16 protein-coding genes and 1 pseudogene are annotated in these 21,723 nt (G+C 63.0%); 3 read left to right on the forward strand and 14 right to left on the reverse strand.

The features are described 5' to 3' along the window. The first annotated feature begins 82 nt into the window (after positions 1–82). Complete coding sequence (locus NKI41_RS24825) at positions 83–823, forward strand: gamma-glutamylcyclotransferase (protein WP_352685500.1); 741 nt, start codon at positions 83–85, stop codon at positions 821–823. Between the two features lie 114 nt (positions 824–937). Here the strand turns inward: NKI41_RS24825 and NKI41_RS24830 are convergent, their stop codons facing one another. From NKI41_RS24830 to NKI41_RS24850, 5 genes are all read right to left on the reverse strand, one after another. Beyond that, positions 938–1,825, reverse strand: coding sequence for a class I SAM-dependent methyltransferase (locus tag NKI41_RS24830; protein WP_352474404.1), 888 nt, complete (start codon positions 1,823–1,825; stop codon positions 938–940). Between the two features lie 189 nt (positions 1,826–2,014). Continuing rightward, the gene (locus tag NKI41_RS24835) at positions 2,015–2,521 is read right to left on the reverse strand and encodes a hypothetical protein (protein ID WP_352685501.1); all 507 of its coding nucleotides are present in this window, start codon (positions 2,519–2,521) and stop codon (positions 2,015–2,017) included. A 14-nt stretch (positions 2,522–2,535) separates the two neighbouring features. Next, positions 2,536–3,585 carry a methyltransferase gene (locus tag NKI41_RS24840; protein WP_352685502.1) on the reverse strand — a complete coding sequence of 350 codons (1,050 nt, stop codon included), beginning with the start codon at positions 3,583–3,585 and terminating at the stop codon, positions 2,536–2,538. Positions 3,586–3,753: 168 nt separating this feature from the next. Continuing rightward, positions 3,754–6,270, reverse strand: a complete 2,517-nt coding sequence (locus NKI41_RS24845) for a two-component system VirA-like sensor kinase (protein ID WP_352685503.1) — start codon at positions 6,268–6,270, stop codon at positions 3,754–3,756. Beyond that, the gene (locus NKI41_RS24850; RefSeq protein WP_352685504.1) at positions 6,267–7,181 is read right to left on the reverse strand and encodes a cytochrome-c peroxidase; all 915 of its coding nucleotides are present in this window, start codon (positions 7,179–7,181) and stop codon (positions 6,267–6,269) included. Before NKI41_RS24850 ends, NKI41_RS24845 begins: the two co-directional genes overlap by 4 nt. 234 nt (positions 7,182–7,415) lie before the next feature. Here NKI41_RS24850 and NKI41_RS24855 point away from each other — a divergent pair, with 234 nt between their 5' ends. Then, positions 7,416–8,195: a response regulator gene (locus NKI41_RS24855; protein ID WP_352685505.1), complete on the forward strand. Its 780-nt coding sequence runs from the start codon at positions 7,416–7,418 to the stop codon at positions 8,193–8,195. Between the two features lie 18 nt (positions 8,196–8,213). Here NKI41_RS24855 and NKI41_RS24860 read toward each other — a convergent pair whose 3' ends face one another. From NKI41_RS24860 to NKI41_RS24900, 9 genes and pseudogenes are all read right to left on the reverse strand, one after another. Next, a complete protein-coding gene (locus NKI41_RS24860; RefSeq protein WP_352685506.1) occupies positions 8,214–10,199 on the reverse strand; it encodes a glycoside hydrolase family 127 protein in 1,986 nt (661 codons plus the stop codon). Positions 10,200–10,226: 27 nt separating this feature from the next. Beyond that, complete coding sequence (locus NKI41_RS24865; RefSeq protein ID WP_254817449.1) at positions 10,227–11,084, reverse strand: carbohydrate ABC transporter permease; 858 nt, start codon at positions 11,082–11,084, stop codon at positions 10,227–10,229. After that, entirely contained in the window at positions 11,084–12,013 is a 930-nt protein-coding gene (locus NKI41_RS24870; RefSeq protein WP_352452309.1) for a carbohydrate ABC transporter permease, read from the reverse strand. Before NKI41_RS24870 ends, NKI41_RS24865 begins: the two co-directional genes overlap by 1 nt. A gap of 297 nt (positions 12,014–12,310) precedes the next feature. Further along, the gene (locus NKI41_RS24875) at positions 12,311–13,564 is read right to left on the reverse strand and encodes an ABC transporter substrate-binding protein (protein WP_352685507.1); all 1,254 of its coding nucleotides are present in this window, start codon (positions 13,562–13,564) and stop codon (positions 12,311–12,313) included. Positions 13,565–13,647: 83 nt separating this feature from the next. Next, positions 13,648–14,703, reverse strand: coding sequence for a LacI family DNA-binding transcriptional regulator (locus tag NKI41_RS24880; RefSeq protein WP_352685508.1), 1,056 nt, complete (start codon positions 14,701–14,703; stop codon positions 13,648–13,650). Positions 14,704–15,019: 316 nt separating this feature from the next. Then, on the reverse strand, positions 15,020–16,429 hold the full coding sequence (locus NKI41_RS24885; RefSeq protein WP_352685509.1) for a DUF6600 domain-containing protein: 1,410 nt from the start codon (positions 16,427–16,429) through the stop codon (positions 15,020–15,022). A 220-nt stretch (positions 16,430–16,649) separates the two neighbouring features. After that, positions 16,650–16,856: pseudogene (locus NKI41_RS24890) on the reverse strand (LacI family DNA-binding transcriptional regulator); the annotation flags it as partial. 179 nt (positions 16,857–17,035) lie between these two features. Beyond that, positions 17,036–17,515 carry a very short patch repair endonuclease gene (locus NKI41_RS24895; protein WP_352685510.1) on the reverse strand — a complete coding sequence of 160 codons (480 nt, stop codon included), beginning with the start codon at positions 17,513–17,515 and terminating at the stop codon, positions 17,036–17,038. 6 nt (positions 17,516–17,521) lie between these two features. Next, positions 17,522–18,946, reverse strand: coding sequence for a DNA cytosine methyltransferase (locus NKI41_RS24900; RefSeq protein ID WP_352685511.1), 1,425 nt, complete (start codon positions 18,944–18,946; stop codon positions 17,522–17,524). A gap of 564 nt (positions 18,947–19,510) precedes the next feature. On the opposite strand from NKI41_RS24900, the gene NKI41_RS24905 reads away from it, so the two are divergent. After that, entirely contained in the window at positions 19,511–21,565 is a 2,055-nt protein-coding gene (locus NKI41_RS24905; RefSeq protein ID WP_352685512.1) for an ATP-binding protein, read from the forward strand. Positions 21,566–21,723: the final 158 nt, after the last annotated feature.

Below are 21,723 nucleotides of genomic sequence, written 5' to 3' on the forward strand. Positions count from 1 at the left end.
ATCCTGATACCGCGCTGGTTTACTCGGCCCTTGAGAATCCTTCAGCCTTCGGCAACATGGCGGCAAGGCTGAGAGCATGAGGATGAGCAAGGTCATTTCCGCCGCATCACGGCGTTCGCCGCGCAAGACACCGATGGCGCTGACCGAGGCGCTGGTCGCCCGCACCTTGCGTGCGGTCGAGGATGCCGGGCCGACGCCGGGCATGGTCTACATGACCGATGCCGATTACGCGCGCATTCGCAACGAGGTGCTGGCCGGCGCGCCGGGCGGGCCGGTGAAGCTGTTCGCCTATGGCTCGCTGCTGTGGAAGCCGGCCGGCGAGGTCAGGGGTGGCGAACGGGCCGTGGCGACGGGCTGGCACCGTTCGTTCTGTTTTACGGTGCAGCGCTTCAGGGGCACCATCGAGCAGCCCGGCCTGATGATGGCGCTCGACCGCGGCGGCCAGTGTCAGGGCATGGTATTCGAGATCGCCGAGCCCGTGGGGGCCAATCTCGAAACGCTGCTGCGCCGTGAGATGACCATCCTGCCGGCCGTCAACGTGCCGCGCTGGCTGCAGGTCAGGACGGGCGACGGCACGGGCCAAGCGCTTGGTTTCGTTGTCGATCCCGCCAATCCGCGCTATGCCGGCAAGCTCGAAAAGCGAGCGATAGCGGCGACCCTGGCCACGGCCGTCGGCCATTGGGGTTCGGGCGCCGAATATCTGTTCGAGACCATTCGCCATCTCGACGCCTGCGGCATCCGCGACCGCAATCTCTGGCAGTTGCAGGAACTTGTGGCCGAGGAGATCGGTCGGGCGCTGCGATCGGGCTTCATTCGTCCCTGAGCCAGACCAGCATCTCGCCGGGCTCCCAGGCGAAATCGATGTTGTGCAGGTCGACGAGATGTCCCGCGTGCTCGCCGATGGCAGTATCGAGCATCGTGTGTCCTTCCTTCGGTTCTATGCCAGTGTGTTCGCCCATGCGCCGACAAAGGGCGGCAGCATGATGCACGTCTGCTGCTCGACAGCCTCGTTGCGCAGCCGCTCGGCGAGGGTATCGACTTCCACCTCGGCGGCGGTTGCGGTACCGACTGCCTCGGCCATCGGCAACAGGCTGCGCAACGTGCCGGCAATGTAGTCGTAGATCGGCGAGTCGGGTCCGCTGCCGGCGAGGCCGGCGGAGTTCATCCGCGGCGCCGGCAGCCCTGCGCCGGCGAACACCATGGGCAGCCTGCCACCCATGTCGACCTCGAAACCCGCGCGCTCGATCGTGTCGATGATCCAGCCGCGGCATTTGCCGAACAGCGGCGCCTCTGGAAAACTGCGGGTGAGCGGCATCGCCATTTCCTGGACGGCGACGATGCCGCCAGGCCGCAGGAAACCGGCAAGCCTGCGCAGGGTTGCGGCCGGGTCGGGCAGATACATCAGGACAAGCCTGCCGATCACCGCATCGAAGCTCCCGTCGGGCGAGAATGTATCAAGCTCGGCCGTCGTGAAACGTGTCCAGTAACACTGGCCGGATTCAGTGGCGCGCCGCTCGGCAATGTCCACAGCCTCTGCCGAGCGATCGACACCGAGCACGCTTCCCGCCGGTCCGACCAGCCTTCCGGCCAGCAAGGAGACATCGCCTACGCCGCAGCCAATGTCGAGCACGCGCATACCGGGTCCTATGCCCGCACTGCGCAGGACATGCTCGGTAAGGTCGTGAATGAGCGCTCCCTGCAGCTCCAGGCGCTTGAATTCGCTTTGCGTGTAACCCAACGCATAGGGACGCGGATCCATGGGGCTCTGATCACGGCCGGTCTTCGGCGCATGTTCGGCAAGCAGATTGTACATGTTTGACTCCATGATCGATTTATCCGGGATTTGTGACCGCTGGGCAGCCTGATGACCGCCCGGGGCCCGACCGTCACCATCGGAGATCGGTGCTACAACGTGATTTCCGGGATCGGGAATTGCGTTACGACTGAAACAGGCGCCCGTGCCTGGGGTACCACGCAAGCGGAGAACCACCCTGCGCCCGGCGTTCGGACGCCACTATGATTTCGGCGCCCGCGGAACGAACACGATATGCGGCGTCTTCGGCGGACGACCGGGCGGCACATAGTCCGGAACCGGCGTATCGTCTGCCGGGAGCGAAATCACATATCGGTGGATGGCGCGCAGGTCGGGCTCGCTCATGGCACGCAGGTTGAACCATGGCATGGGCGGGCGCGTCTCGATCGTGCGCGCGAACTGTACCCAGTCGTCCTCATCCATGGTCCGCAAAAATTGGCGAAGATTGGTCGGGTAAGTCGTACCCCACGGCCCGTTGAAGCCGAGCGAATCGCCGATCAGCCATCGATCCTGCGGAACGTTGCCGGCCTTCTCCAGGTACCCTGGCGTGTGGCAGTCGTTGCAGCCGCCGATTTTCACCAGGTATCGACCGTGCTCGATCGAAGCGGTCGCGGACGCCGCGCCGACCTCACCCTGGTTGAGCGTTGCGGCGGTGAATGCTGCGGCCAGGCCAAGGGCGGCAATTGCGATGAGAGCTCTTCGTGTCATCAGCTTCTCCGCTGCTATTTGATGCCGACGATCATCGAGTGAGGCCCGGCGAGATGCTCGCAGCGGACCTCCGCAAAGCCCGCCTCCCGCATCCAGCCCATGCCGTCGGCGCGCGTGTAGTCGAACCCGCCATTGGTGTTGACCAGCATGTTGAGGCTCATCAGCAGACCCGCAGCGTTGTCCCGTCGCTCGTCATCGATGATCTGGTCGTAGACGATGAGCACGCCTTGCTTCGGCAGCGCGGAATGGGCCTTTACCAGCAGCGCGCGCTTCACCTCCAGGTTCCAGTCGTGCAGGATATGACCCATCACCAGCACGTCGGCGGAAGGCAGCGGCTCGGCAAGGAAGTCGCCGGGATAAAACCGAAGCCGGTCTGCAAGTGCGTGCCGCTCCACATAGGCCTCGAACACCGGCCGCATCGGCGGCAGGTCGAAACCGCCGCCGGTGAGATGCGGATGGGCGCGGCCGACCTCGACCGGAAGCCTGCCTTCGGCTGTGCCGATATCGATGAAGGTACAATAGTCCGCCCAGGGAAAATGCCGGGCGAGCGCCTCCGCCACCTGGAGGCTGCCGCCGGTCATCGCCTGCGCGAACATCTTTACCTTGTCCGGGTCCGAAAACAGCATGTCGAACAGATCTTCGCCGTCCTGGGTGCCGTTTTGCGGTTTGCCCGTCCTGAGCGCGTCGGTGAGCGAGCCCCAGTTCGCGTAAAGCAGCTGACCGGCCCTGGCGAGCATCCCGCCAACATAGGTCGACTTGTTGCGGTCAAGGTAGCGGTCAGTCACGGGCGTGTTGCAGTAGACGTTGCCCTCGCGCTCAAGCATGCGCAGCGCAACCAGTGCGTCGAAGAAATCCTGCGCTCCCCGCTCATGCAGCCCGAGCCGGTTTCTCAGCGTTTCCCCTTCGAGGGGTCCGGCCGCCAACTCCGTGAAAAGGTCAAGTTCGACGGCGCTCAGCAACGTCTTCGATGCCCAGAAGCCGAGGCCGAGTTGCATAAGGCTTTCGGGCGACAGTTCTGCGACGTCATTCGCCTGTTTCGTTACCTCGGTGATGGTTGCGTCCATAAGATTTCTCCTTCCTCAAGAGACCATGACCTCCCAAAAAACCGGTTCCCGGTTTTTTGGGATCATGGTCTGGGCGCGGGAGGACCATCGACTGGCCCGGCTACGGGTCGATTTCAGCCAGCTGGGATTTTGGTTACGGTTGTAACGAAGAAACCCGGCCAGCCGTGATCAGCCTGAATGCAGATGGCGGGCAAGACATTGTGCGACGGCGGCCGACAGCAGCGGCTTCTTGATGACTTCGCTTATGCCGGCCGCCGTCAGTTGGCGCGACCGCAGCTGACGGCCGTAACCGGTCATCAGCACGACCGGAAGGTCGGGCCGGATCTTGTGCAACCGGCCGGAGAATTCGATCCCTGTGATGTCGGGCATGACCTCGTCCGTCAGCACCAGGTCGAAGCGTTCCGGATCGGCGCGGAATGCGCTGAGAGCCGCGGGGCTGCGGTCGAACCCGACCGGCTCGTAGCCGAGCGCGGCGAGCATTTCCTCCGCAAGTTGCATCAGCGGCGTGTCGTCGTCGACGACGAGGATCGTCTCGCCGTTGCCATGCTTGACCGGCACCTCGGCGGCGTCGCTCTCGTCCTCGTTCTGGGTTGCTTCGGCGGCCTCGATCTGCGGAAAATAGATCTCGAAGGTCGTGCCTTCGCCGGGCTTGCTGTTCACGTCGACCGCGCCTCTATGCGCCATGACGATGCCGTGCACCGTCGACAGGCCGAGCCCGGTGCCTTGCCCTGCCGGCTTGGTCGTGAAGAACGGCTCGAAGATACGCTCGAGCGTCGCCTGATCCATGCCGCTGCCGGTGTCCCTGACGGCAAGGCGGAGGTAGCGCCCGGCAGGCAGGTTGCCGTGCGATAGCATCCGCGCCTCGACGAATTCCGTCGTGTCGAGACCGATTTCCAATGCGCCGCGGTTGTTCATCGCCTGCGCCGCGTTGGTGCCGAGGTTCATCACCACCTGCTGAAGCTCGGTCGGATCGCCCATCATCGCCGCATCCGCGGCTGCAAGACGCGTCTGCACTGAAAGCGTGGCGGGGAACGAGGCGCGCAGCAGGTCGATCGCTTCGGCAACCACGGCTTCCGCCCGCAGCGCGTGATGCTGCCGCTCGTGACGACGGCCGAAGGCGAGGATCTGCTCGGTGACGTCCTGCGCCCGCCTGCCGGCCTGCATGATCTGCTGGACGTAGCGCCGCGCGCGCGACTCCTTCAGCAGCACCGCCAGCGCCATCTCGCTGTAACCAAGGACGGCACCGAGGATGTTGTTGAACTCGTGCGCTATGCCGCCGGCGAGCGTCCCGATCGCTTCCAGCCGTTGCGACTGATTGAGCCGCGCCTGCAGTGCCTCACGCTCGCGTTCGTTGTGCTCGCGCACGATGGCATTGGCGAAAATCTCGGCCGCGGTGCGCAGCAGTGCAATGTCGTCGTCGGCCCAATGCTTTTCGTGCGTGACGGTATCGAGAGCCAGAAAACCCAACCGCTCGCCGGCATGCCACATCGGTATGCACAGCCACGATCGAAACTGGTGTGCCTGCAGCGATGCCTTCTCCCGCCCCTCGGGAAGCTCGCCGACGCGGGGAACGTCGATGCAGCCCTGCCGCTCGTGGTCGGCCAGCGTCCAGCGTGAAGCCAGCTCGATCATGTCCTTCGACAGGCGGGCCGGCCTGCTCCCGCCCGGACGGCGATAGAAGTAGCCGCCGGAAGGACCGGCGATGTGGCTGACGAAAATCTGGGCGCCGTCGAGCCCGGCATGTTCGACCAGGCGCGCGAGGCCCGTGCTGATGCCGGCGCGGATGCGGTCACGCGGCAGATTGATGAACTGCGTGGAGATCGAGGCGATCAGGCCCTCGAATTCCAGCCGCTCGCGCAGGATCCGCGCGTTGCGGCGCAGGCGGGCGAACAGGTAGGCGACATAGCCGACGAGGCCCAACGCGGCGACATAAAGCAGCGTCTGGAACAGTTCGGCCCGCGCCGCGGCCCGCCCATGCGCACCGAGATAGACGTCCTGCAGCGCGCGAGCCCGCTCGCTCGTCGGCGCGGTCTGCAGGCGGGCGACGAGATCGTCGACCGCCGGAAGCCTGGTGACGATAAGCCGGCCGTGGGAGACGAGAGAGAGCACATCGCTTGCAGGCACGGCATCGACGGAGGGCCTTGCCAGCCGGTCGAGTGCGGCGGTTACTGCTTTTGCCGCATCCGGCTGGGGATCGCTGATAAACCGCGACATTGCGACCATCAGGGCTCCTATCTCGACCGCTCGAAGGCCGTCACCCTCGCTCGTGAGACGACCGCTCATATAGTTGAAAAAGTTCAGCGAGTTCTGCAGCAGCGCGTTATCGGACTTGAACCTCTCGACGAGCGCTTCCTCGTCGCGGATCGCGGCGATGACTTCGGCGATCCGCTTGTCGATGTCCGCCCGTGTTTCGCCGCTTGCTGCGTAGCGGGCAGCCGGCAGCGTCTGCGTCGCCTCATCCAGGTTCTCGATCGACCGCACAAGCGGATCGTAGCTGCGCAGCAGTCCCGCGCGTGCCCTTAAAACATCGCGTTGGAGTGCGGCGTTATAGAGGATGACCGTCCTGAGCGCATCGAGCGTGCGCTCGTGGCGCGCCGCATCGGGAGCCGTGCCCTGCACCAGGAGGTAGGTCAGGGCGATGAGCAGGCAGGCAACGATCGGCGCCAGGATGCGTAGCGACTTCATTGTTGCAGACGATCGGCTGCGCTGGTCAACGGCCGGCCGCGATACTCGCCCGTCAGTGTCCCGAGGAATTCGACGATGAGATCGGCATCGCGCTGGTCGAGCTCCCGGCCGAGTTGGTTGCGCGCCATGATCTTCACCGCGTCTGCGAGCGATGCGGTGCGGCCATCGTGAAAATACGGCGCCGTCACCGCGACGTTGCGCAGGCTGGGAACGCGGAACACATGGCGGTCGCTCTCGGCGCCGGTAACGGCGAAGCGGCCGAGATCCGCCTTGGTCAGGGTCTTCTGGCGAGCGAAGGGATCCTGGAAGATGCCGAATTTCTGAAACAGATTGCCGCCTACGTTGGCGCCCTGGTGGCAGGCGACGCAGCCATACGCTTTGAACAATTGATAGCCGTGCTCTTCGTCGGTCGTGATGGCGTCGCGTTCGCCCTTGAGATAGCGGTCGAAACGGGCATCGGGCGTGATCAGCGACCGTTGAAAGACAACAAGCGCATCGAGCACGCTTGTCCGGTCGGGAATGGCGCCGTAGGCCCTCGCGAACCGCTGCGAATACTCAGCATTGGAGCGCAGCTTGGTCAGCAATTCCTCCCAGCTCGTATTCATCAGCCTGTCATCGAGCAGGGCTGCCTCGTTCTGCTCTTCGAAAGTGCGGAAATTGCCGCGCCAGTTCAGCCGGAAATCGAGCGCCGCGTTGAAGACGGTCGGCGTGTTGAAATCGAGCGGCTTGCCATCCGCCGCCACGGAACGGGCCAGACCGTCGTCGCCGCTGAAATCGAGCCTGTGACAGGAACTGCAGGCGACGACATCGCCATGCGACAGGCGGGCATCGTTGAACAGGCTCTCGCCAAGCGCGATCTTCGCCCGGTCGGAGGGGCCGCTGGCCGTGATCGGTGCAATCGGCTCGCCCATCGGCGGGGCCGGCTGATTGCTCTGGGCCAACGCAAAAGGTGCCGCCATTGCCAGGCAAAGCGGAACAAAAAGCCCCGCCCGAACCTTACCAATCTGCTGATGTGCCATCGAGCGAGCCTGTGGCAGGGTGTGCGATCACGTAGATCATCGGCGTTCACCAATAAATCGCCGAAAATCGACGTTTAAATAAAGCAACGGCTCGGTCATGAGTTCCATGCTTGCGGACGGTGCGAGATGTCAGCCGAACAAAACATTCGCCACGAACAGCAGTCGAAAGGCAGTATCGAGCAGCCAGCGGCGCCGAAGCATATCCTTGTCGTCGACGACGACCCCGAAATTCGCGATATGCTCACCAATTACCTGGAGAGCCAAAACTTCAGGGTTAGCGCGGTCGCCGACAGCCGGGCCATGTCGCGCGTCCTCAATGAAAAGCCCGTAGACCTGACGATCCTCGACATGCGGCTTGCCGATGAGGACGGGTTCGACATCATGCGGCAACTCGGCAGTCCGCCGGAAGCGCCCATCATCATCATCACCGGCCACAGGTGCGACGAGGTGGATCGCGTCGTCGGCCTGGAACTCGGCGCCGACGACTACATCACCAAGCCCTTCGGCCTCAGGGAGCTGCTGGCGCGCATTCGCGCCGTGCTGCGGCGATCGCGGTCGACGCAGCCGCAGCCGCGCGGCAAGAAACCCATACGCTATCGTTTTGCCGGCTGGGAGCTCGACATGCGGATGCGGCGCCTGAGGTCGGCGGCGGGCGAGGCGACGCCGCTGACCGCCGGCGAGTTCAACCTGCTGGCAGCCTTCCTGAAATCGCCGCAGCAGATCCTGAGCCGCGAGCAGCTTCTCGCTGCCAGCCGCGTGCACGACGAAGAGGTGTTCGACCGCAGCATCGACGTGCAGATATTGCGGCTGCGCCGCAAGCTCGAGGTCAATCCGAGCGAGCCGAAGCTCATTGTTACGGAGCGTGGCGCCGGCTACATATTCGCGACTGCGGTCGAGGTACTTTGAGCCGCTGCCGCGCCCAGCCTACCCCGCGCTTCTGAGCCAGACGAGCATCTCGCCGGGGTCGCGGTTGTCCCAGGCGAAATACGGCACGGCGGTGATTTTCGCGTCCTCGACCGCCGGCGCATCGGTGCGGTAGAGCCCCTCTTCCCAGTTTTCGAAAGCCTCCTTTTTGGCAATCGCCGAAAGTGTCACGACGCCGCCCAGAAGGTTCGGCTGCTGATGCGCCTCGATGTCGGCCGTGCGCGGTAGTGCGATGCGGTGCAGCTGGCTGGAATTGTCGGTCTCCTCGACGCAATAGATCAGCGGGCCGCGCGCCAGTGCGACACGGCCGATATCCTGCCGCACCTGCGGATTGGCGTAGAGGCGGTCGACGGCCATTTCGAGGTCGAGCTCGACGCGGTCGCCCTTGCGCCATTCGCGGCGGATCGCGGCATAGCCGTCGCTGCTGATGGCAGCCAGATCGACATCGGCGCCGTTGACCTTGAGCGCTGCCTTGCGGCACCAGGCCGGCAGGCGCAGGTGCAAAGTGAACGCGGTCGGAGCTTCCGGTTCGACAGAGATCGAGACCGCGCCGTCCCAGGGATAGTTACTGGTCTGGGTGAGCTCTATTTGCCGGCCCGCGATATCGAAACGAGCCGTGCCGTTTCCATAGAGATGGACGGCGAGTGCGTCGTCCGACAGGCCGTAGAAATAGCTGCCGATCGAGGCGACCATGCGCCCGACATTGGGCGGGCAGCACGGGCAGCGGTGCCATTTCCAGCGGTGGTGGGCGCCGCGGCTTTCGAGCGGATTTTCGTAGAAGAACAGCGAGCCGTCGAGCGACAAGCCGGAGATCGAGCCGTTGTAGAGCGCCCGCTCCATGATGTCGGCGTAGCGCGCATTGGGGCCCATGCCGAGCATGCGGCTTGCCCAGAACACCAGGCCGACCGAAGCACAGGTCTCGGCATAGGCGGTGTCGTTGGGCAGGTCGTAATCGGCGGTGAAACCCTCATTGTGCGATGACGGCCCGAGGCCGCCGGTGACGTAGAGGTTCTTGGTCATGAGGTCGTCCCACAGCCGGTCGAGCGCCACCCGCAGCGTGTCGTCGCCGTATTCGGTGGCGATGTCGGCCATGCCCGAATAGAGATACATCGCCCGCACCGCATGGCCGACGACCTTGTCCTGCTCGCGCACCGGTTTGTGCGACTGGTTGTATTCGTAAGTCTTGAAATGATAGGCCTTGGGGTCGGCGCCGCGGGCGCGCGCCTCCTCGTCGAAATAATGCGGCTCAAGGCCGCGCTGGTCGATGAAGTATCTGGCTAGCTCCATGTATTTGCGCTCGCCGGTCACCCGCGCCAGCTTGACCAGCGCCAGCTCGATCTCCTCGTGGCCGCAATAGCCCTTCTTCTTGCCGGGTTCCGGACCGAACGTCTCGGCGATATGGTCGACGTAGCGGCACATGATGTCGAGCAGCTTGCGTTTTCCCGTGGCCTGGTAGTAGGCGACGGCGCCTTCGATCAGATGGCCGGCGCAATAGAGCTCGTGGCAGTCGCGCAGATTGGTCCAGCGCAGGCCGGGCTGGATGCGCTGGTACCAGCTCGACAGATAGCCGTCGGGCTGCTGCAGCTTGCCGTACATGTCGATGACGGCATCGATCTTCTTCTCCAGCTCGTCGTTGCGGCGGCGATAGAGCGAATAGGCGGCGGTCTCGATGGTCTTGCCCCAATCCGAGTCCCAGAACATCTGCGTCGTCACCGTCGATCCGGTGAACTCGTTGCCGGCGGTGGCCGCCTCGTCCGGCGACGGTGAGTGGAACGGAATGACGACGCCGGGCGACGGCCGGTCGGGGTCGATCTGCTCGAGCATGCGCGCCTCGACGCAGCGGTCATAGAGGATGCCGGCGGTTTTTGAGGCGACGGCATCGACGCGGTCGCCCCAGAAGCCGCGCACGTCGACCTGCGGCACCGGCAGCGGGCGGAAGGCGAGTTTCGGCTTGGCGCCCTGACTGGCGGATTGCGATGCGGTCATCAATTTACTCCGGTTCGGTTCGGTTGGTCACTTCACGGCCCCTGCCATCAGGCCGCGGATGTAGAAGCGCTGCAGCAGCAGGAAGAGCACCAGGCACGGCACCATCATGACGGTGACGCCGGCCTGCACGGCGCCCCAGTCGATGGCGCCGAAGCGGCCGGACTGCAGCGCGGTCATCATGATCGGCAGCGTGAATTTCGACTGGTCTGTCATCAGCACCAGCGCCGCCAGAAACTCGTTCCAGGCGCCGAGGAAGGCGAACAGCGCGATGGTGACGATTCCCGGCCAGACCAGCGGCAGCATCACCCTCAGCAGCATGGTGACGTTGTTGGCGCCGTCCATGCGCGCGGCCTCCTCGATCTCGCGCGGCACCGCGTCGAAGGCGTTGCGCATCATGAAGATCGAGAACGGCAGCTGCAGCGTGACGTAGACGCAGACCAGCCCGGTCAGCGTGTTGTGCAGGCCGATCTTGGTCAGCACCAGGAAGATCGGCGTCAGGATCGACTGGAACGGGATCATGATCGTCGACAGGATGACGACGAACAGCAGGTTCTTCAGCGGAAAACGGAAGCGCGAGAAACCGTAGCCGGCGAGCACGCTGACGATCACCGACAGCACCACCGTCATGACCGAGACGTAGATGCTGTTTTGCGCTGGCAGCCAGAGGCCGTCGCCGAAGGTGTTGAGCGTCGCGTAGTTCTCGAGCGAGATGCCGCTGGTCGGCCACGGCGGCAGCGGCGGCTGGCGCGCCTCCTGCGCCGGCTTGAAGGCCGAAAGCACCGTCCAGGCGATCGGCGCCAGGAACAGTATGGACGCGATGATGCCGGTCGAGTGCTCGGCGATCTGCATGCCGATGCGGCGTTTGCGGCTCCTTGCCTGCGCCATCAGTCGACCCCTTCCGGATTGCGCAGCAGCCGCAGCTGGATAAGGCTGAGCGCCACCAGGATGACCAGCAGGACCATCGAAAGCGCCGCGCCATAGCCGAGCTTGAACGACACGAAGGACTGGTTGAAGATCCAGTAGACGGCGGTCAGCGTCTGGTTGCGCGGGCCGCCGCGCAGGATGATGTAGAACTGGTCGAAGGCGAGGATCGAGCCGGCGACCGACAGGATCAGCGCCAGCGCCAGCGTGCGGCGCATCAAGGGCAAGGTAATCGCCCGGAACCGCGCGAATGGCCCTGCCCCGTCGATCATCGCCGCCTCCTGCAGGTCCGGCGGGATCGACTGCAGGCCAGTCATCAGGATGATCATGGTGAAGCCCGCCACCTTCCACACGACCATGGCGATGATCGACCAGAAGGCCGGCTGGAAGGTCGCCAGCAGGTTGAATTTCTTCTCGGTCAGGCCGAGCTCGAAGGCGGCCGGGCTGAACAGGCCGGAATCGACATTGAGCAGCCACGACCACAAAAGGCTGGCCGAAGCGAAACCGATGACCGCCGGCATGAAGAAGGACGTCCGGTAGAAGCCGGTCAGCTGCCGCGGCCTTTCGATGAACAGCGCCAGCGGAAAGGCGACGGCGAAAATCGCGATCGTCACCACCACCGTGTAGTAGCCGGTGAACTTCAGCGCGTTCCAGAAGCGGGTGTCGCGCAGGATCGCCCAGTAATTGTCGAGGCCGATAAAGCTGTGCGCGCCCATCAGCGGCCAGTTATGCAGCGACATCCAGGCGGTCATGCAAAGCGGCACGATGAAGAAGACGACGACAAGCGCGACGGCCGGCGCGACATAGAGCAGGCCGATCCACTGCCGGCGGCCGGCGCCGACCAGTTTGTATGCGCGCGCTGGCGCGGCGGTGGTTGCTGTGATGGTGGTCATGCCGTGGTCTTCCGTTAGCGCTACGTCCCCCTCCCCCTTGAGGGGAGGGTCCGGCCGAAGGCCGGGGGTGGGGTCCTCTGCGAAGTGCGCCGACATCAAAAGAGCGTCGAGCACTGCCGCGATGACCCCACCCGGACCTGCGGTCCGACCTCCCCTCAAGGGGGAGGTTAAGGGGCTGCGGGGGTGGGGTCGTCTGCGAAGTGCGCCGACGTTTCTTTCTGTCGGCGCTTTTCACTGAGGACCCCACCCGGACCTGCGGTCCGACCTCCCCTCGAGGGGGAGGTGGGCGCCGGCGCTTTACTTCTGCGGCGCCGAATCGATGATCGACTGCATCGTTTCCTGCGCGTTGGCGATGGCGCCGTCGACGTCTTCGCCGAAGAAGACCTCGTTCATCATCTGGTTCCACGGACCGTTGGCCGAGTTGATCAGGTCGTTGAACACCACCGAATAGGGCGTGCGGCCCTTGGCCATGGCTTCGGCGGCGACCTTGTAGCGCGGGTCGAGGTCTTTCAGCGCCTCATTGGCGATGTCGCCGCGCACCGGCAGGCTGCCGTATTTCGCCAATATGGTCTGGCCTTCGAGCGAATAGGCGAAGTCGAGGAACTCCTTGACCACCGCGACCTTGGTGGTGCCCTTGGTGACGACGAAATTGTCGCCGCCGGCAAACGACGACCAGCCGCCATCCTTGCCGGGCAGGAAGGTGATGCCGTAGTCGATATCGGGATATTGCGTGTTCAACGCGCCGATGGCGAAGGCGCCGGACGGCGAGATGCCGATATTGCCGGTGGCGAATGCGGCAAAGAAGTTGGAGCCGGTGTCGGTCTGCGCGCCTGAAGGCACCAGGTCCTTCTTGACCATCGAACGGTAGAGGTCGATGGCGCCGCGCATCTGCGGGGTGTCCAGCGTCGCCTTGGAGCCGTCCTCGGTCAGGATATCGCCGCCCGAGGCCCAGATCAGCGGCGTGAAGGTGAAGATGTTGCAGCCGCCGCAATTGCCGGAGAAGTAGAAGCCCTTGATGTCGCCGCCGAGCGCGTTGACCTTTTCGGCGTCGGCTTCGATCTCGGCCCAGTTGGTCGGGCCCTTTTCCGGGTCGAGGCCGGCCTGCTTGAACAGCTTCTTGTTCCAGATCAGCACCGAGGAATCCGCCGAGAACGGCAGCCCGTAGATGCGGCCCTTATAGGTGCCGGTCTTGACATGCGCTGGCGACAGGCTGGCGAAATAAGGCAGCGATTTCGCCCAGTCGGTGATGTCTTCGAGCTGGCCGGCGGCGGCGAAGGACGGCGTGTAGATCAGGTCGAGCGACAGCGCGTCGGGTGCCGTGCCGCCGGCAGCGGCCGCGCCGTATTTCGGGATGATTTCGGCGTTGGGGATGATGTCGAGCTTGATCTGGTTCTGATGCCCCTTGTTGAAGGCATCGACGATGCGCGGCATGAAGTTCGAGCCGTCGGCGCGAACCCAGATGTTGGCGGTGTCGGCGGCGGCCGAGCCGGCCGTTGCCAGCGTGCCCAAAATGCTCGCGGCGATGGCGAGCCCGGTAATGGTGGTTCTCATGCTTCTCCTCCACATGGTTTTAATTTAGCGTTTTAATTTAGCCGCGCCCCCAAGCGGGTGACTATCGACACGGCCCGTTTCGTTCAGCCGTCCGGCGGACGGCCGCATGACTGACGCACCACCAGCCGGCACGGCAGTTTTCTGATGCCCGGCTCGGCGGGTTCGCCGCCGACGAGCGAAAGCAAGGCAAGGCCGGCCTCGCGGCCAAGTGCTGAAAGGTTCATGTCGACGGAGGTCAACGGCGGGCGGGTCGCCTCGGCGACGATCTGCCAATTGTCGAAACCGATGACGCCGACCTCGTCCGGCACGCCGATACCGCGCTCGCGCAAGGCGTCGATGACGCCGCGCGCGATCTGGTCGTTGCCGCAGAAGACGGCATCGGGTTTTTCGCCATCGCGTCCCTTGCCGTCGAACAGCGTCTTGACCGCCTCATGGCCCCAGGCCTCCGACCACGGGCCGAGCAGCGGCTCCATGACCGGCAGGCCGTTCTCGGCCAGCACCGCGCGATAGGCCTCGGCCCGCGCATGCACCACGGCAAAGCTTGCGGGACCGCTGACATGCGCGATGCGCCGCCGTCCGAGCCGGCAAAAATGCTCGACCGCCAGCCGCGCCCCGCCGGCATCATCGGAGACGAAGGCGATGGCGTTGGGATCGGGCTCGGTGAAGGCGTAGATCGCCGGAATGCCGAGATTGGCGAGATCGACCGGCAGGTGGCGGTCGATGCGCTTGCCAGTGGCGATGATGCCGTCGACGCGCTTGTCGAGCATGGCATCGACATGCAGCTGGGCAAGGCGCGGGTCGTCCTCGACATTGCACAAAAACACCGAGACGCCGGCATCGACCAGCGCGTCGGAAACGCCGGCCATCAGCGGCAGCGAAAAGCGGCCATAGGTGTCGTTGGTCAAAAGCCCGACGGTAAAGGAGCGCCGCCTGAGCAGGCTCTGCGCCAGGCTGTTCGGGCGAAAGCCAAGCCGCTGCGCCGTCTCGCGAATACGGGTCCGCGTCTCGGCCGTCATCCGCCCCTGCCCGTTCAGCGCCTTTGAGGCCGTGGCCACGCTGACGCCGGCGAGCGCCGCCACCTCACGCAGGGTGACGGGCTGCTTGGCAGAAACAGGCGTTGGCTGCGCGTCGGACGCCATGATTTGGATATCGATCCTCCCATTTGAGAAAAGCTTTTCTCTTACCGGCCTGCGAGGCGCTGAATGGTGAAGTCAGCGGATGCCGGCAGAGTTGGGAAAAGGTTTTCTCAAAAGGAAGATTAGGGGAAGGATGCAAGGATGGCAAGAGGGAATGGCCTGGTTACAGGCATGTTCGGCAGTCAACTACGACTCGCTGCCCTGGGTCCAGGATCTGCCATGGCGGCCCGAAGGAAAGAGGGCGAGCAGCTTTGGCGTGCATTGCCGTTCAGCGGGCACCGCGATGGAATAATCGCGGTGCCGCAGTCTACCCGCAGCGCTAGCAGTTCTCAGTCTGTGGATCGCACGCCTTGTTTTTCTGTTTCTGTGGCTTGGGCTTGACCGCCTGCTCGGGCTCGGCCTGCTGCTGCTCGGCCGCTGGCTGCTCCTTGGCCTTCCGCTTCTCAGGCTTGGCAGCCTGCTCCGGCTCAGCCTGCTGCTGCTCGGCAGCGGGCTGCTTCTTGGCCTTCCGCTTCTCAGGCTTGGCCGTCTGTTCGGGCTCGGCCTGCTGCTGCTCGGCGGCGGGCTGCTTCTTGATCTTCGGTTTCTCAGGCTTGGCCGTCTGTTCGGGCTCGGCCTGCTGCTGCTCGGCGGCGGGCTGCTTCTTGGTCTTCGGCTTCTCAGGCTTGGCCGTCTGTTCGGGCTCAGCCTGCTGCTGCTCGGCGGCGGGTTGCTCCTTGGCCTTCGACTTCTCAGGCTTGGCCGCCTTGCCGGGCTCGGCCTGCTGCTGCTCGGTGGCCGGCTGCTCCTTGGCCTTCGGCTTCTCAGGCTTGGCGGTTTCTTCGGGCTTGGCCTGCTCGGTCGTTGCAGCGCCTTCGGTCGGCTTCGATTTCCGGCCAGCCTGAACCTGCTTCACCTCTTCGATGTCCTTGAGCTTAGCTGGTTTGGCCTTAGGGTCGGCTTTCACCTCGCCCTCAAAGACAGCGACCGTATCGTTTTCCAGTTTGCCGGACTGCTCGGGCGCGTCGGTCTTGCTGACCTTGACGGCAGTCACCTTCTGGTTCGTCTCCTTTTCGATCACATCGACATCAATGACTTTGTTGATCACCACGTTGTTCTGGATCGTCACGTCGCCGGCCGGTTCGGCCGCCTCGACAATGCGCACAAACTCCGGCTCATCACGAATAACGACTACAGAAATGTCCGCGGCAAGGAATTCGCGGGTGGGGACCACAACCCAGTAATAATCCGGCGTCGTGTCGAAGGTCACCTCGATTGAAATCAAATCCGGATCGCGGCGGGGCGGCAGCGGCGCCCAAATGATGTGCTCCCTGTCACGACGCCAACTCACCCATGCTGGCGCCCAGCGAGTGCCCGGAACCCAGTACCAGCCGATATCGTCGGCATAGCCCCACCGGCCGTAATGGTACGTCGCCCAGCCGAATGGCTCGTCGGACACCCAGAGCCAGCCATACTGCTCGGTATAGACCCAGTGTCCAAGCGTATACGGACGCCAATCGTCAGGCACATCAACCGGCACGAAAACGGTCGCTCCGTGATACGAGACCCAATCACCATAGGAAGACAGGTCTTCGTAGAACGTGCTGATCGAAACGGTGGTGGCAGCCCTTGCCTCGGACACAAACGACAATGGCGCAATTGGGTTGGGAATCTCGACGACCGTGAGCAGGCAGGCGGTTACGCCGCCGAGCATCAGTCGCACCGCATGTTGGGCAAGGACGCGTTTCATCGTAATCCTCCTCCGAAACAGATCGCCCTTCATCGTACAAACCCGTCGGCTGCCGGATTGTTCCACTTTGCTGACGTTACCCGCATCCCCTCCCGCAACGGCTTGGCATCGCACGATGATATTTGGGATCAGAGTTGCTTCATGAGGGCGGTGACCGTCACAAATGCGCGCCGAAGGCGCGGCGATAGGTCGTTGGTCAGCGGGCCCGACGGTAAGGGAGCCGCCGCAACAGGCTCTGCGCCAGGCTGTTCGGGCGAAAGCCAAGCCGCTGCGCCGTCTCGCGAATACGCGTCCGCGTCTCGGCGGTCATCCGCCCCTGCCCGTTGAGGGCTTTTGAGGCAGTGGCCATGCTGACGCCGGCAAATGCTGCCACCTCACGGAGGGTGACGGGGTTCTTGGCGGGCGCTGGCTGGGCGTCGGACGCCATGATTTGGATATCGATACTCCCATTTGAGAAAAGCTTTTCTCTTATGGTCCTGCGGGTGCTGATTGGTGAGGTCAGCGTGCGCGGGGCGGTTTGGGAAAAGGTTTTCTCAGAGGGAGATTAGGGGAAGGCGTGGGGGATGGCAAGGGGCGGTGGGATTAGGTCGTGCCTGCTGCTCCGGTCTATTCACCACTAATGTCAAGCCGCCCTCGCTCCGCGCCTGAGCACAGGAATGTCGCAAGATCGTCCAGAACCGACTCCACCGGTCGGCGAACGGGTCCTCTAAGCGCACATTCCCAAACGACCGCCAATCGCCAGCCTTCACTTTCCAGCTTCTGAAACGCTTCCCGATCTCTAGCTTGGGTGCGTGCGATCTTCTCTGACCAGAAAGCAGCATTCGATCGCGGCGTAACGCCAAGTGAGCACTCGTGGCCATGCCAGAAGCAGCCGTTCACGAAGACGATGGCTCGAGCTCCGGGAAAAACGAGATCTGGTGTGCCAGGCAGACGTCGATCATGCAGTCGGTACCGAAGGCCGAGCGCATGCAGACCACGCCGGATGACCATCTCGGGGCCTGTATCGCGCGCCCGAATCCGCGACATGTTGAGGCGGCGCTGCTCTGACGTAAGCGGGTCGGCGCGCGTGGCCTGACGCCTTGCCATCGGATGTCAGGCAGTGGCAAAGCGGCTCAAGTGCCGCCGGCCCTGGCCTGCCACTTTTGCGAAAATCTCAGCGATTTCTCTTGCCACGGCCCGCGCCAGAAGGGGCGGCACCGCATTACCGATCTGCCGAAAGGCGGCGTTCATTGCGCCGCGAAATACGAAACCGTCGGGGAAGGACTGCAGCCGGGCCGCCTCTCGGACGGAAATGGTCCGCGCCTGAGCGCTGTCATAATGTATGTGGCTGTAGCTGTCTTTGCCCAAGTGCGCCATCAAAGTCCGCGCTGGCAGATTTGGCTCCATCTTGCGCCACTTGTTCGGAAACTTACCAGTGTCGTAGGGTGGCACGATCGATGCTCTGAGCGCTTCCCACGCGGCTGAGTCCCTACGAGGAGCAGAGCCGTTCTCAGACTTCAGCTTTGCCAAAGCCTCTTCGAACATTCTGACGGCCACGGCGTGCGCCTCGGGATACTGGTCGCCGGGCCTCAGCCGCGCGAACAGCTTCCAGTCGCGCGGCAGATACCGAATCACGTGGTCCAGAACGCCTGTGTTATTCTCGAAATCAGGCCATTCCCGCATAAGGCGGGCATAGTCCGTCGGTGACAAAGTTGGATACATCGCCACACGATCGAAGCGTCGCACTCCCCGCCGGAGTTCGCCCCGAAGATGTTCGGTGATGACTGGAAGATCCCCGAGTGCCTCCGCGGCGGTCACCGCCGGCGTCAGATTTTTATTCGGCGGCTCGGCCGCCACGTATCCCTGAGCATTGCCAAGCAAATTGCCCTTCAGCAATTTGAGCGCCACTTGGCGACTTCCTGCATAGCCAGAGGGAAGCTGCATGAAATGCGTCGGCGAAGGAAACGAGACATCAACGCCTAGCTCGTGCCGAACCGCGATCAGGATCATCCGCTCGCGCATCTGCGGGACGCCATAGAAGGCGGCGTTTAGCAAAGTATAGCGTGTTGCGTAGCCGATCGACTCCAGAAATTCTCGAGTCTCCTCCGCCACGTTTTGACCGCCATGGTTCAGAACATCCGGGACATTCTCCATCACCAGGGCAAGAGGACGGAAAGCCTGCACGAACTTTAGGTAGTCGAGATAGAGACGAGCTCGAGTGTCCAGCCGGAACGCCTCAGGGTGCTCGGCGACCTCGCGCAACTTAGGGCGTCCTACCCGCGCGAAAGCCTGGCACGGCGGGCCGCCGACGAGGACGTCGACTGCGGCGTCGACTTGGCCCAAGTCCAATTCATCCGCCAAACCTTCTGGCCTCAGCTTTGTAATGTCGCGCGGACGTGCATGCCGCGGATCGTCGGGATGGAAATTGGCCCCATGCGAGGCTGCGGCCGCTGGATCGAACTCTACCGCCGCCGCAATCTCGAAGCCCTCTGCGTGGAATCCTAGAGACAGGCCCCCACAGCCTGAAAACAGGTCCAATACGCGGGGCCGACCTCCACTTTGGAGACGTTCGATGCGCGTCAAGACTGAGGCGTCCGCCACTCGATTCAAGAACTGCGCTCCCTATGTGCGTTACCGCTAGGGCGATGGTCGAAGCCATTTCCCGCACAGTTCAGATACTCACAGACAAATCGCGCAATTAAAGGCGACATCCTGCACCCGCGCACATGACGAACTGTCTCGGACAGACACACATTTTTCGGAGGTGTCAGCATTTGTACGCGGTTTGGCTCATCGATTCGGCTCCCGAAGCGCAAAGTCGGCCGTTAACCTCGCCTCGTCAACACAACTGCGCAAATCCACACAGGTGATCATTTCTGTCGAGTATGCCCTCCGACACGGCGTTGATTCGAAAACTGGTGACGCAGGTGTGTCAGAGAGAATTGAAGGCAGAACAGCAAGTCTTGATCTCATGTCGAACTCGTCGGCTGTCGCATTCGACCGCGCGGTCGAAGCAACGTGGCCGAGGATTGTGAAAATCGCATTCAATCGCCTATGGTGGGCTGAGGGGTGAATCGCTGGCAGTATCGGCGGGGGGGCTAAATGAACTTTCTTATCCTGAGGGTGCTACAGCACAGCGAGCTAGGCATGTTCCACGCCTATCGCCGCAGTGGCCGCGAGGGATCACGACAAAGAGCGATCAACTTCGATAGGGACGTGGTTGATCGCGTCTTTCCCGCAGCTAACGATTACGATCGCATACCGCTGCTTCTTCGTTACGACACCGATGATGGTCCTCAAACCTTCGATCATTCACTGAAGCGCCAAGCCAAGAACTGGCGCTTCGAAGGCAATTGCCCTACCGATGAACTTTACGACTTCGTGGAACCCGGCTGTCTTTTTGCGATGCAGATCGAAGCTAGTTCCTTCCCCGCGACCGGTGCCTGGGTCGTGTTTTCAAAGGATGATCTGACCGCCCAGACTGTCCTTGCCGACGGCTCGACCTCAGGTCTATTGCGGGCCGGAATGATTGCACTCGAGCCGGAGGAGAGCGTGCGAGTTCGCCGTCTTCTTTCCGTCGCTCGACCCGACATGTTCACGCTCTCTGTCAGCTGGGATCCCTCCGCCATGACCGACACCTCGAATCCGACGTCGCTTGATGCCATCCAGTCGTCGAACGGCAGACGGAAATTGCCGCCGAATGCCGAACGCCTCGTCGGCATGCTCGGTGATGCAGGCCATCGACTTCCGACGGCCGTTGCCGACATCATCGACAATTCAATCGAGGCCGGAGCCACCGAGATCGATATCACCTTCGATCCTCCTAACAATGGCCACGGTCGCTGGATGGTTATCCGCGACAACGGCACTGGCATGGATGCGCAAACGCTTGACGAAGCGTTGCGTATCGGCAGTGACACCACCTACGGTGTTCGGAGTCTTGGCAAGTACGGCTATGGCCTGAAGGGAGCGTCCTGGTCGCAGGCCCGAGCCGTGACTGTGGTCACGAAGCAGGCGGGCCAGCCCCTTATCCACCTTGGCTGGGACAAGCAAGATATGGCGGATTTTTCGGTCATCGAAGCCCCACTGGAGCCGTGGGAAGATGATGCTACAAAAATACCTCAGAAAGGCACCGCGGTTCTGTGGAAGCACATGAAGATGCCACTATCTGCGCCCTCGGCCAAAGGCGTTTCGCCCCACGTCGCGGAGATTCAGGAACTGACACGGCACCTGGAACTGGTCTTTCATAGGTTTCTAGAAGGAGAGGCCAAGGGACGTCCGCAGCTCACGATCCGCATCAACGAAATTCCAATTGAGCAGAATGGCCCAGCAGGCCACCCGCTGGCGCAACCGTTCGACTCCAAAGTCATTCGCGTACCACTTGAGATTGGACATGCAGATGTCCGAGTACAGCCCTTCCTTCTTCCGACGGAGGATGAGTTGAAGGACCATCATTCCTCGATCGGACTGGCAGCCGGCCAGAAGGCCATCGATCGCATCGGCTATGGCGGGCGTCGTAATGAGACCCAGGGTCTTTTCATCTATCGCAACGATCGACTCATCAAATGGGGGGGCTGGCATGGCATCTGGAAGACCAACGAAGAGAAGACAAAGCTAGCCCGTGTCATAGTCGAGTTTGACAAGCTGCTCGACGAGGCCTTCCAGATCAATATTTCTAAGCAGGAGGTGTCGCTCCCGGGCTATCTTCAGGAGCAGATCAAGTCGCTAGCCGAACCTGTTCGCAAGGCAAGTTTCGCCAAATATGGTCGCAGATCCTCACCTAAGCCGGCTCCGCCTGTGCCTACGCCTACGCAAGGGCTGCGCGCGGTTGATCCAACCTCGACGGCGCCTCAGTCTCCTGGCGACACTCAGGGCGGTTCGATCAACCCCGGCCTCTCTGATCCAGCGCCCCAGCCGTCTTCCGTTTCGCCAATCACCATTCGTCCGGTGACCACGGCCAAGTTCGCCTGGAAGATCTCCGACGGCTTCAATGGCGACCGCGTCCTGCAAGTCAGTTCGACCAGCTCGGCGTTGGTCGAACTCGCTCGTGCCGTTGAGTCGAACCCGGAGGCCACGGCGGCCCTAGCCGCCTTCCTTGAAGAGCTTGACCAAGTTGACGTTCAGCAAGCGCTTATCGAAGGTGCTGCCGGGGTATGACTACGGTGCGGCTCAGAGAGCTCCGACCGTCCACCCCTAGCTGGACAGACGATCTCCCACCCTCGCCAGAGGGCGCATGGGGTCGCCTGGAGCGTCGTCTAAGGGCGGGAGGCCGGTGGCTGGCGGAACCGCTGGCGAGCCTGGCTTCAGAATCTGCG

Origin of the sequence: Mesorhizobium sp. M0601, assembly GCF_040320845.1 — a bacterium.
Taxonomy (GTDB): domain Bacteria; phylum Pseudomonadota; class Alphaproteobacteria; order Rhizobiales; family Rhizobiaceae; genus Mesorhizobium.

What these genes read in the sequence shown, in the direction of transcription:
- NKI41_RS24825 (WP_352685500.1), top strand. Translation starts at nt 83, where the DNA reads ATGAGCAAGGTCATTTCCGCCGCATCACGGCGTTCGCCGCGCAAGACA.
- NKI41_RS24830 (WP_352474404.1), bottom strand. Translation starts at nt 1,825, where the DNA reads ATGGAGTCAAACATGTACAATCTGCTTGCCGAACATGCGCCGAAGACC.
- NKI41_RS24835 (WP_352685501.1), bottom strand. Translation starts at nt 2,521, where the DNA reads ATGACACGAAGAGCTCTCATCGCAATTGCCGCCCTTGGCCTGGCCGCA.
- NKI41_RS24840 (WP_352685502.1), bottom strand. Translation starts at nt 3,585, where the DNA reads ATGGACGCAACCATCACCGAGGTAACGAAACAGGCGAATGACGTCGCA.
- NKI41_RS24845 (WP_352685503.1), bottom strand. Translation starts at nt 6,270, where the DNA reads ATGAAGTCGCTACGCATCCTGGCGCCGATCGTTGCCTGCCTGCTCATC.
- NKI41_RS24850 (WP_352685504.1), bottom strand. Translation starts at nt 7,181, where the DNA reads ATGGGCGAGCCGATTGCACCGATCACGGCCAGCGGCCCCTCCGACCGG.
- NKI41_RS24855 (WP_352685505.1), top strand. Translation starts at nt 7,416, where the DNA reads ATGTCAGCCGAACAAAACATTCGCCACGAACAGCAGTCGAAAGGCAGT.
- NKI41_RS24860 (WP_352685506.1), bottom strand. Translation starts at nt 10,199, where the DNA reads ATGACCGCATCGCAATCCGCCAGTCAGGGCGCCAAGCCGAAACTCGCC.
- NKI41_RS24865 (WP_254817449.1), bottom strand. Translation starts at nt 11,084, where the DNA reads ATGGCGCAGGCAAGGAGCCGCAAACGCCGCATCGGCATGCAGATCGCC.
- NKI41_RS24870 (WP_352452309.1), bottom strand. Translation starts at nt 12,013, where the DNA reads ATGACCACCATCACAGCAACCACCGCCGCGCCAGCGCGCGCATACAAA.
- NKI41_RS24875 (WP_352685507.1), bottom strand. Translation starts at nt 13,564, where the DNA reads ATGAGAACCACCATTACCGGGCTCGCCATCGCCGCGAGCATTTTGGGC.
- NKI41_RS24880 (WP_352685508.1), bottom strand. Translation starts at nt 14,703, where the DNA reads ATGGCGTCCGACGCGCAGCCAACGCCTGTTTCTGCCAAGCAGCCCGTC.
- NKI41_RS24885 (WP_352685509.1), bottom strand. Translation starts at nt 16,429, where the DNA reads ATGAAACGCGTCCTTGCCCAACATGCGGTGCGACTGATGCTCGGCGGC.
- NKI41_RS24895 (WP_352685510.1), bottom strand. Translation starts at nt 17,515, where the DNA reads ATGGCAAGGCGTCAGGCCACGCGCGCCGACCCGCTTACGTCAGAGCAG.
- NKI41_RS24905 (WP_352685512.1), top strand. Translation starts at nt 19,511, where the DNA reads ATGAACTTTCTTATCCTGAGGGTGCTACAGCACAGCGAGCTAGGCATG.